At 63.9% G+C, this 10,593-nt stretch carries 7 protein-coding genes; 6 read left to right on the top strand and 1 reads right to left on the bottom strand.

Annotated features, from left to right (window positions below; genetic code table 11):
* Nucleotides 1–118 precede the first annotated feature (118 nt).
* Nucleotides 119–682, bottom strand: a complete 564-nt coding sequence (locus tag STARVERO_RS21845; protein ID WP_159602083.1) for a recombinase family protein — start codon at nucleotides 680–682, stop codon at nucleotides 119–121.
* Between the two features lie 383 nt (nucleotides 683–1,065).
* Here STARVERO_RS21845 and STARVERO_RS21840 point away from each other — a divergent pair, with 383 nt between their 5' ends.
* The 6 genes from STARVERO_RS21840 (at nucleotide 1,066) to STARVERO_RS21815 (ending at nucleotide 10,510) form a co-directional block, all read left to right on the top strand.
* Nucleotides 1,066–1,479 carry an EAL domain-containing protein gene (locus STARVERO_RS21840; RefSeq protein WP_159602081.1) on the top strand — a complete coding sequence of 138 codons (414 nt, stop codon included), beginning with the start codon at nucleotides 1,066–1,068 and terminating at the stop codon, nucleotides 1,477–1,479.
* Nucleotides 1,479–1,856 (top strand): hypothetical protein, encoded by a 378-nt coding sequence (locus STARVERO_RS21835; protein WP_159602079.1) that lies wholly within the window; start codon nucleotides 1,479–1,481, stop codon nucleotides 1,854–1,856. The genes STARVERO_RS21840 and STARVERO_RS21835 overlap by 1 nt, the downstream gene beginning before the upstream one ends.
* 49 nt (nucleotides 1,857–1,905) lie before the next feature.
* Nucleotides 1,906–8,724 (top strand): YadA-like family protein, encoded by a 6,819-nt coding sequence (locus STARVERO_RS23760; protein WP_159602077.1) that lies wholly within the window; start codon nucleotides 1,906–1,908, stop codon nucleotides 8,722–8,724.
* A gap of 7 nt (nucleotides 8,725–8,731) precedes the next feature.
* Complete coding sequence (locus STARVERO_RS21825; protein WP_159602087.1) at nucleotides 8,732–9,331, top strand: invasion associated locus B family protein; 600 nt, start codon at nucleotides 8,732–8,734, stop codon at nucleotides 9,329–9,331.
* Nucleotides 9,328–10,023, top strand: coding sequence for a hypothetical protein (locus STARVERO_RS21820; protein WP_244616984.1), 696 nt, complete (start codon nucleotides 9,328–9,330; stop codon nucleotides 10,021–10,023). Before STARVERO_RS21825 ends, STARVERO_RS21820 begins: the two co-directional genes overlap by 4 nt.
* A gap of 265 nt (nucleotides 10,024–10,288) precedes the next feature.
* Nucleotides 10,289–10,510 carry a hypothetical protein gene (locus STARVERO_RS21815; protein WP_159602075.1) on the top strand — a complete coding sequence of 74 codons (222 nt, stop codon included), beginning with the start codon at nucleotides 10,289–10,291 and terminating at the stop codon, nucleotides 10,508–10,510.
* Nucleotides 10,511–10,593: the final 83 nt, after the last annotated feature.

The raw sequence follows: 10,593 nt of genomic DNA, 5'->3' as shown, positions 1-10,593 counted from the left end.
CACCGGTCTCCTGCTCCTTCAGTAGTCCGATAATCTGCTCTTCCGTGAACCGCGATGGTCGCATCGTCCGTCTCCGTAATCGACGGACTCTACCCAAATCTGGAGGAAGTTCAGGGTCTCAGGTCACCGGCAATTCCTTCAGACGGCGATGAAGCGTCCGAACTGAGATGCCGAGTTCCCGGGCAAGGTCCCGCGCCGGCTTCTCACGAGCCTGGAATGCGCTTGCCGCGCGGCGGAGTTCCTCTTCGGAGGTTATTCTCGGGCGCCCAAGCCTGCTTCCACGTGCCTTTGCGGCGGCCATGCCGGCGCGTGTCCGCTCGCTGATAATGGAGCGCTCGAATTCAGCGAGTGCTGCCATCATGTGAAACATCAACTTGCCACCTGAGGAGGCCGTGTCGATATTTTCCATCACCGATCGGAAATGGATATCGCGCTCACCGAGCTGTTCCATCAGTCCAACCAATCCCGACAGCGAGCGCCCCAGGCGGTCAAGCCGCCACACAACAAGCGTCCCACCCGGGCCAAGGCTCCGAAGCGCGCTCTCAAGACCGTTACGCGAAAATCGGAAACCGGATTGGCCGTGATCGGTGAATATTCGCTCGCATCCAAGATTCTCAAGGGCCTGAATTTGCAAATCGAGCTTTTGCTCGTCGGTCGATACTCGTGCGTACCCAATGATCATTTGGTCCTTACTTTCCAGCGCGGGAGGAAGGACACGGTGCACTCGGGACATATCGCCTTCTCCCGATGCCTCTTGCATTTCTCTAAAAACAACCGAGCTACCGGGCCCTTGACAAAAGGGGTCCTTTTTGGCGCATCCCCAGCATGCTCGCCGACCTCACAAATCACTCAACAATTTCAATGACCGAAGCTCGGTAAGGCATTGAAATTGTAGAATTGACGTTACGTTGTCTAAATCGACCGGTTTTGTCGCGGTCGTTTTCCATTAAAATCAAATACTTACAGCGGATTTTCGCGGCCCGTTCCGTGTCTTCGGAAGCGCCCCATCAGCGGTTCGCGCGTTGGGATGACGCGGCCGTATCTTCCGGCATCGTGTGAGGGGCGATGAATATCCGGTCGATGCTCCCTCCTTCTTTGAACATCGACGGGCTCGATGAGATCGAGATCGGGCAAGTTCTCCTGGCTCAACAGTCGGTCATCTCATCCGCCGACAGCGGTGAAATGCTCTGTGTGGAATGCCTTGCTCGTTTCATGACGAATACGGGCGAGATATTGTGCGCTGAGCGCTTCTATCCATCGGCCTTACATAGAGCCGACCTGCGCGCTCTTGATCGGGTTGGGCTGCTGCAGGCGCTCAAAGCCTTGGAATCCGATGAGACGAGGCCATGGACGGGAGCGAAAACCGAAGAGCCGGCCTCGGATGAGGCTCATCTTCTGTTTCTCTCTTATTCTGGTCGGCAAATAGGTAGCCAGCATCGGGCGTTGCGGCGGGCCCCGGCATGTTGGGGAGGACGGTGATGAATTCCGTCCTCCCCATACCCCCGTCTGTCGATTGCGAGATCTTCGCCGGGAAGGCGCTCGCTGCCTGGGAGGCGCTCGAAACCCGCTATGGGCAGCAACTCTCCATCGATGAAATCGACCATCTCTTCGCGCGGTTTGTGTTCGGATTGACCCAGCCGTTCCACGGCCACGACGATCCGCAGACGCACCTGCATGTGTGTCGGACAGTACTGGCCCTGAAGCTTTCGCCAGATCGTATCGATCGGACGCTGCATCGCGTGCCGAAAACCTCGGACGAATGGATCGCTACGGCGTTCGATTCAATCGAAGCCCTGGGCGTCAAGGGCGGCCGGGCACTTTCAGACCAACTCAAGACCACGAGATCAACAACGTAACCAGAAGCTCTGTCCTCGGACTGATCCGCGCAGCATTTGGAGGAATAGAATGCCCACCGATATTCAGCTTAACGGCATCGATCGGTCCGAAAACCGCAAGGAATTCGTTCGCAACTGGGTGGCCGGCGCTGGCGACAGCCGCTCGGTCCGCCGTCGCCTCATGGCCATTCTCAGAATGGCGCATCAGGCGCTCGGTATGGGTCGCAAACGGCTCGGCCTTGGTTCTCTCGGTGTCGGCGGCGCCATCGCAGCCATGTTGGAAACCCTTAGTATCGCCAATTCGACGGCGATTGCGCAATCGCTGATAGTGAGCACTGACGTTCCGGTATGCCCGAGATGCGGCCGACCGGTCGGCTTGGCGACGGCCGCACAGCGCGAGATCGCCCAGAGGCGGGCGCAGCTCGGTTTCCTGAGCGGTCGCGGCGCGCTCGCTGCCCTGATCCTTGGAGCCCTTGCAGTAGGGACAGTAGCTCCCAGTGAGGGCTGGGCGATGCCGGTTTCGATAGATGCTGGCTCTAATTGCCTAAGCGCCGCCAATGATACTGTTTATCGAAACAATCCGGGCGTTACCAACGGACCCGGAATGACGGCCGGCGGCGTTCGCACAGGCAGCGGCACCGGAACCTATGGTTGGGTATCGGGCTGCGCATCTACCGGACAGGGTCTTGGCTACACCTCTCTCGGAAGCTTCGCCAATGCTACCGGCACAGCCGTTACGGCTGTCGGCAATTCAGCGACGGCAACATCAAACTATGCGACAGCAGTCGGGGTGGAAGCCTCCGCGACCGGAGTTGCGAGCAGCGCTTTTGGCACTGGCAGCATCGCATCAGGGCAGAATACAATCGCGATCGGTGGTGGCGGCTCATCGGTCCTGTCGGCTGCCAATTCGACAAGAGCGACGGCCGACGGTGCGATTGCGATCGGTGTGAACGGGACGCGCGGTGCCCAGGCGACCAGCGCGAACAGCATCGCAATTGGCGGTGAATCAACATCAGGCGGCGTGGGCGCCTCTGCATTGGGTCTCTCTTCAACAGCCGCGGCTGATTACAGCACGGCCATTGGTCACCAATCGAATGCACAAGGTGAGGGTTCCGCGGCGTTGGGCTCGGGCGCGAATACCGGAGCAGAGGGTGCGACAGCGGTCGGCAACAATGCCTCCGCACAGGGGATAAGTTCCTTTGCCGGCGGGCGAAATGCCCTGGCACAAGGCGAAGCCTCCATCGCGATCGGTGGCGGCGAGACCGCCGGCGCCAGCGCGGCCGGCGTTGCCTCAGTCGCCATGGGTGCCAACGCGTCTGCGGTGACCGATGGTGCGATTGCAATCGGCCAGGATTCGACTGCACAAGGTGGCCAAGCCGTGGCGATCGGCGTCGGACAGATGGCGACCGGTGACGGCGCCGTCGCGATCGGCGATCCGAATGTTGTCAACGGCACTGGTTCCGTTGCCATCGGTGCAAACAATCAGGCTGCCGGAAACACGGCTGGAACCACCGCGGCGACAGGAGCTGTCGCGATCGGCAATGCGAACATCGCGACTGGTAACAGTTCGGTGGCGATCGGCAATGGATCTGTCGGCGGAACGCAGGGGACCGTAGGCGTCGCGATCGGTGAAAACGCCCGTGCACAATGGGGCGTCGCTATCGGTGAGGGCGCCACGACCAGCGACGGCCAGTTCGGCATTTCGATTGGACGCAACACGAGCGTCGGCCTTCGCGGCATCGCGATGGGTTTTGGAACGACCAGCACGGGTGACGGAGCGGTTGCGATAGGTGGTCTGGGAACGAGCGCCTCTGCCGTAGGCGGCGTCGCGCTGGGCGAAGGATCGAGCGCTAGCCGCGCAGGTTTGAACGGGGCAACCGAGCTTTTCTCCGGGACGGCCGTTGCGTCCACCAGGGGTGCGGTTTCTGTCGGATCTGGAGGCAACGAACGCCAGATCACCAACGTGGCCGGCGGAACGCAGGCCACCGACGCGGTCAATGTTCGGCAGCTCCAGGCTGTCGCGGATGCTGCCGAGGCAGCAGCAACGCACTATTTCAGCGTGAATGATGGTGGAACAACGGGAGCTAACTACAACAACGACGGTGCGACCGGGCTGAACGCGCTCGCGGCGGGCGTGGGGGCCTCGGCCTCGGGTGTCGGTGCTGCGGCGCTGGGCTTCGGCACGGTCGCCACCAATGACGGCGATGTCGCTCTCGGCTCGGGCTCGGTGACGGCGGCGGCTGTCGGCACCACCGATGTTGTGATCAACGGCACCACCTACAGCTTCGCCGGCACGACGCCGACCAGTACGGTTTCCGTCGGCGATGCCGGCGCCGAGCGCACCATCACCAACGTCGCGGCCGGCCGGATCAGCGGCACGTCCACCGACGCGATCAACGGCTCGCAGCTCTTCGCCACCAACACGGCGATCGACGAAATCGGCACGGAGGTCGGCGAGGTCAGCGACCGTGCGGTCAAATATGACGGCGCGATCGGGGATCCGAAGGACACGATCACGCTGGAGGGAACGGCCGGCACCACGATCACCAACGTGGCGCCGGGCGAGCTGAGCGCGACCTCGACCGACGCCGTGAATGGCTCCCAACTCTTCGCCACCAATCAGCAGGTCGATCAGAACACCACCGACATTACCAACCTCGGCGATACGATCACCAACATCGCCGGCGACACCTCGACCACCTATGTCGAGGCCAATGGTACCGGCATCCGCTACGTCCGTACCAACGAGACGGGACTGCCCCCGAGCGATTCCTCTGCTCAGGGACAGGGATCAACCGCGGTTGGCTATGACGCCACAGCAGTCGGTGTCGGCGCGCTCGCCCTCGGGCAGAATGCACTGGCCAATGAAGATGGATCTGTGGCCCTCGGCGCCGGTTCGGTGACCGCAACCGCCGTTGGAACTGCGGGCGTCACGATCGACGGCACGGCCTATACCTTCGCGGGAAGCACCCCTGTGAGCACGGTGTCTATCGGCGCCGTCGGATCCGAGCGAACCATCACCAGTGTCGCAGCCGGTCAGGTGACAGGCACCTCGACGGATGCGATCAACGGCTCACAGCTTTTCGCCACCAACCAGGCAATCGAGAACCTCAGCACAAATGTCGAGGCGTCGGCGACGCACTACTACAGCGTCAATGACGGCGGCACGGCCGGCGGCAACTACGCCAATGACGGCGCGACGGGAACAAATGCCTTAGCGGCGGGAGTGAACGCGGCTGCTGCGGGCGAGGAGGCCGCGGCGCTTGGCTACGGTAACGATGCTTCCGGGAATTTCTCCATCGCCATCGGCACCCGCAACACCGCCAGTGCCAACAACGCCGTGGCGATCGGCAGCGGAAGCGTCGCCAGCGGCGAGCGCTCGATCAGCATCGGGACGGACAACGTGGTCTCGGGCGACGATTCTGGAGCGATCGGGGATCCGACGACGATCACCGGCGGCGGCAGCTACTCGATCGGCAACGACAACTTCATCGCCGCCAATGAAGCCGGCGCCTTCGGCAACACCAACCTGTTGGCCGCCAGCGCCGAGGGAGCGCGCGTCGTCGGCAACAACAACACCGTCTCCGCCGCCGGTGCAATGGCCATGGGCAATGGCATCCTGATCTCGTCCGGCGCGACCGATAGCGTGGCGATCGGCGTCAACAGCCGTGTGGCGGTCGCCGATGGCGTCGCACTCGGCGCGGATTCCATCGCGGTGACCGGCGCGGGGGTGGCCGGCTATGATCCCCTGACCGGCCTGCCTTCGACCGACACGACCAGCACCTGGGTCGGCACGCGCGCCGCGGTCTCGGTCGGCGAGGCCGGCAACGGCATAACGCGCCAAATCAACGGCGTCGCCGCGGGAACGGCGGATACCGATGCGGTGAACGTCGCGCAACTGAAGATGCTGAATGACTTCGTTGTCGACGGCCAGACCCATTATTACAGCATCAATGACGGCGGGACCGCCGGCGGCAATTATGATAATGATGGCGCGACTGGGCTGAATGCGCTGGCGGCGGGCGTGGGAGCCTCTGCCTCGGGCGTCGGCGCCGCGGCGCTCGGCTTCGACGCGACCGCCACAAATGATGGCGATGTCGCCCTCGGCTCGGGCTCGGCGACGGCGACGGCTGTCGGTACGACCGACATCGTCATTAACGGCACCACCTACGCCTTCGCCGGCACCACGCCGACCAGTACGGTCTCCATTGGCGACGCGGGCGCCGAGCGCACCATCACCAATGTCGCGGCCGGCCGGATCAGCGGCACGTCCACTGATGCGATCAACGGCTCACAGCTCTTCGCCACCAATCAGGCGATTGACGACCTTGGCACGGAAGTCGGCGAGGTCACCGACCGCGCGGTGAAGTACGACGGCAATATCGGCGATCCCAAGGATACCGTCACCCTCGAAGGTACGGCCGGCACTAAGATCACCAACCTCTCGGCCGGCGATGTCAGCGCGACGTCGACCGATGCGGTGAACGGCTCGCAGCTCTTCGCCACTAACCAGCAGGTCAACCAGAACACCGCCGACATCACCAATCTCGGCGACACCATCAACAACATCGCGGGCGATACATCGACCACCTATACCGACGCCAACGGCGTGGGTATTCGCTACGCCCGCACCAATGAGGCCGGCCTGATACAGACGGACTCCTACGCGCAGGGCGTCGGCTCCACGGCCGTGGGCTATCAGGCGACGGCGACGGCGGAAAGCGCGCTGGCGCTCGGCCGCGATACGCAGACCAGCGTCATTGGCGGCGTCGCGCTAGGCGCCGGGTCGATCGCCGACCGAACCATCGCGCCCTCGACGGGCACCATCCCCGCGGGTTCGGCGATCATCACCTACAACACCACCGACAAGATGCTGCTCGGCTCGGTCTCGGTCGGCACGGACGACGCCTATCGTCAGATCACCAACGTGGCCGATGGTACGGACGCACAGGATGCGGTGACGATCCGCCAGTTGCAGGGGGCCATTGCCTCGGTGAGCGTGACGGCGACGCAGTATTTCCATGCCAACTCGTCCGCCCCGGACTCGCTGGCCGTCGGAACGGACTCGATCGCGGTCGGCCCTACGACGGTGGTGAATGGCGACAACGGCATAGGCATGGGCAACGGCGCCATCGTCGACATGACCGCGCCGGGTGGCACGGCGATCGGCCAGAACGCTCATGTCATGCTGGCCGACGGCATCGCCTTCGGCACCAGCGCCCAGTCGGGCGGCGAACAGGCGGTGGCGATCGGCGCCGGCGCGGTCGCGGACCATTATCTCGGCGTCGCTCTGGGCGCAGGGTCGCAGACCGCCGCTGCCGTGGGTACGGCCGACATCGTGATCAACGGCACCACCTACAGCTTCGCCGGCGCGACGCCGGACAGCGTCGTGAGCATCGGCGCGGTCGGTGCCGAGCGGCAGCTGATCAACGTCGCCGCTGGCCGGGTTGCGGCCGACAGCACCGACGCGATCAACGGCTCGCAGCTCTACGCAACCAACCAGGCCGTTGAGGCGATCGACGACAATGTCGCCGAGCTCGACGACCGTGCGGTCAAGTATGACGGCAATATCGGCGATCCGAAGGACACCATCACGCTCGAGGGCACGGCCGGCACAAAGATCACCAATCTCACGGCCGGCGACGTGAACGCGACCTCGACCGATGCGGTGAACGGCAGCCAGCTCTATGGGGTATCCAATAGCATCGTCACGCATCTGGGTGGCGGCGCCAGCGTCAACCCGGACGGCACCGTCAACGGTCCGACCTATGTGATGCAGGGCGGCAGCTACACGACCGTCTACGACACCTTCGCGGCAGTCGACACAAGCCTGACCAACCTCGGCGACACCATCAACAACATCAATAATGGTGGGGGCATCAAGTATTTCCACGCCAATTCGGCGGCGGCGGACAGTCAAGCCGTCGGCGCGGAGAGTGTCGCCGTCGGGCCGCAGGCGGTGGCGACCGGCGCCGGTAGCGTGGCGATGGGCAACGGCGCGACCACCGTCACCGGCGCCGCCGGCGCGGTTGCGATCGGCCAGGGAGCGACTGCCAACAACGCCAACGACGTCGCCCTCGGCGCCGGCTCGACGACGCAGGCAGCCGTCGGCACATCCGGCACCACCATCAACGGCACCGACTACGCCTTCGCCGGCGCGGCGCCGGTCGGCACGGTCAGCGTCGGTGACGCTGGTGCCGAGCGCACCATCACCAACGTCGCCGCCGGCCGGATATCGGCCGACAGCACCGACGCCATCAATGGCAGCCAACTCTGGGCCACCAACACGGCGATCGAGGACCTGACCGACGGCCTCGGCGAGCTGGCGGACGGCGCGGTTCTCTACGACAAGAACCCTGATGGCACGCGGAGCAATTCGGTCACGCTTATCGGCGGCGACCCGAACGCGCCCGTGCTGATCTCGAACGTCGCGGCCGGCGTCGCCAACACCGACGCGGTTAATGTCGGCCAGCTCAAGGACGGGCTCTCCAACACTCTCATTGAGGCGAACACCTACACCGACAACCGGGTCTCCTACGCGATCGACACCGCCAACAACTATACGGACCAGGTCGCGGTCTCCACGCTCAACCAGGCGAACGCCTACACCGACTACAAGTTCGCCCAGCTGAATCAGGACATCGGCGAGATCCGCGACGAAGCGCGCCAGGCGGCGGCAATCGGCCTCGCAGCCGCCTCCCTGCGCTACGACGACCGGCCCGGCAAGATCAGCGCGGCGGTTGGCGGCGGCGTGTGGAGTGGTCAGGGGGCCTTTGCTTTCGGCGCAGGCTACACGAGCGAGAATGGCCGCATCCGGACCAATCTTTCGGCGACGACCGCCGGCGGCAAGTGGGGCGCCGGCGCGGGCATCAGCTTCACGCTGAACTGATGCCATGATGATCCGGCAAGCCACCCTCGCTCTTCAACGAGGGATCCCCCTGGTTTGTCTGATCCTGCTCGGCGGCATTCCCGCCGCCGGGCAGGAGCCTGCCGGGCGGGAGTCTTCCGTACCTGCCTATCGGATCAAGGCGTCCGACATCGTCGTTCCGGCGGACGTCCCGCTCGGCCAGTACCGCCGGACCATTCGTCCCTTCGAAAATTGGACCCTGATCTGCGACGAGAACCTGGAGGCGCACCAGAAGGTCTGCAACATCACTCAAATCATCGAGGACCGCACCGGCAATACCGCCTTCAGCTGGTCGCTAGCGGCGAGTGAGGACGGAAAGCCCTATTTTCTGCTGCGCACACCGCCGACGATGCGAAGCGACGGCACGTTGTCACTGCAATTCGAGGGTCGCCGGTCTCCGGTCGAAGTGGCGCTGCAGGGCTGCAACGAGGTTGTCTGCGTCGGCATGGTGCCCGTCGGCCCGATCCTTCGGGAGCAAATCGGCCGGGAAGCGAATTCCCGCATTTCCTACGTTACCGCCACCGGTGAGACCGTAACCGTAACCGCATCGCTGAAGGGCCTCGGCAAGGCCCTGGCGGCGATCAATTGATCGAATGGCTCATGGCACAGCGATCCATCCACGACCGCATCATGTCGCGCGACGCTCGGCCCGGAAGCGCTCCCCGAGCGACCGTCAACCGTGAGGTCGGCAATGCGACGCGACGATCCAGGCGAACGGTCGCCATCGGCCTCGGCGTCCTCCTCCTGGCCGTGGCGTGCGGAGTCATAGCCTTGCGATTCACCGATCTCTCGAACCTCCTCGCGACGCCGGCCGCGGCCACGAAGGGGCCCGACGCCGCGCTTCCCGACACACCATTCCTGACGCACGCCAAACAGGCCGGCCTTGCCGCCTGTTCCAACGTTTACCCAGTGCTTGGGCAGCTTCTGACAGACGGTGCGCGCTACAACGTCGTGAGCACATGGAACGAGCAGGAACCGGACAAACATGCCATCCAGGCTCTGGTCGGGCTGAATTACCAGTCGTCGAGCTATACAGGTTCTGCAGGCGGGGTCGTGGTCGCTTCTCCGAACGGCGCGGCATGCGAGGGCGCGATGATCCGGGTCGCACCGTTGTCGGCAACCTGCGCGAGTGTGCCCGCGACCCTGCCGCAGGGAAGTACGCTCGCCAATACCCTCGGCAATGTCCAGGTCTACGCGCTCGCCGGAAATGGCGGGCAGGCGATGCTCGTTCCATCTGGGGGAGGCTGCGTCGTGGTGTCGATCGCCTGGGCGAGAGGCTGACTATGAGCAGTCTGAAGACAAATCGGCGGAAGGAACCCCGTGTAGGGTCGTTCTTGATGCTTCGGCCCCTTGTCGTGGTGATTGCCGCTGCGGCGCAATTTGCCGACCGCCAGTCCAGGTCGCGCTGGCCCGGATTCCGCGGCGATGCGGAGACGCGCCAGCATCCCATGCTGCCGGCATCTACTGCAGCAATGGGCGGTGGGGCACGACCAGCCCCGACCGACAGCTCAGCGGCGGGAGAACATCAAGGAGAGGACTACCAACGATGAACAGGAAAGCGATTGCCATTGCTGCCGGCGTGATCCTGGCCTTCAGTCAGATGGGATTTGCCGCGGATTTGACGCAGACCTACAACGAGCCTCTCTCGACGCCGGTCGAGCAGGTCGGAATCTGGGGCGCTATTGCCTATTCCCAAGCCGATGGTAAGCACGGATTCTTCTGGGTGTCCGTCGTCAGAACATTTGGCGCAACTCGCGGCGTAAATTAGCGGAGTGCGGGCCTCGTCTGGGGGGTGATGTTAGGCGGCGAGCTTGCGGTGCTGCAAGCGCCGATATTCGATGGTCTGTCGCT

The organism is Starkeya nomas (assembly GCF_902703545.1).
GTDB lineage: Bacteria > Pseudomonadota > Alphaproteobacteria > Rhizobiales > Xanthobacteraceae > Ancylobacter > Ancylobacter moscoviensis.
The sequence above is the reverse complement of the archived record's forward strand: the minus strand, read 5'-3'. Positions and strand labels throughout refer to the sequence as shown.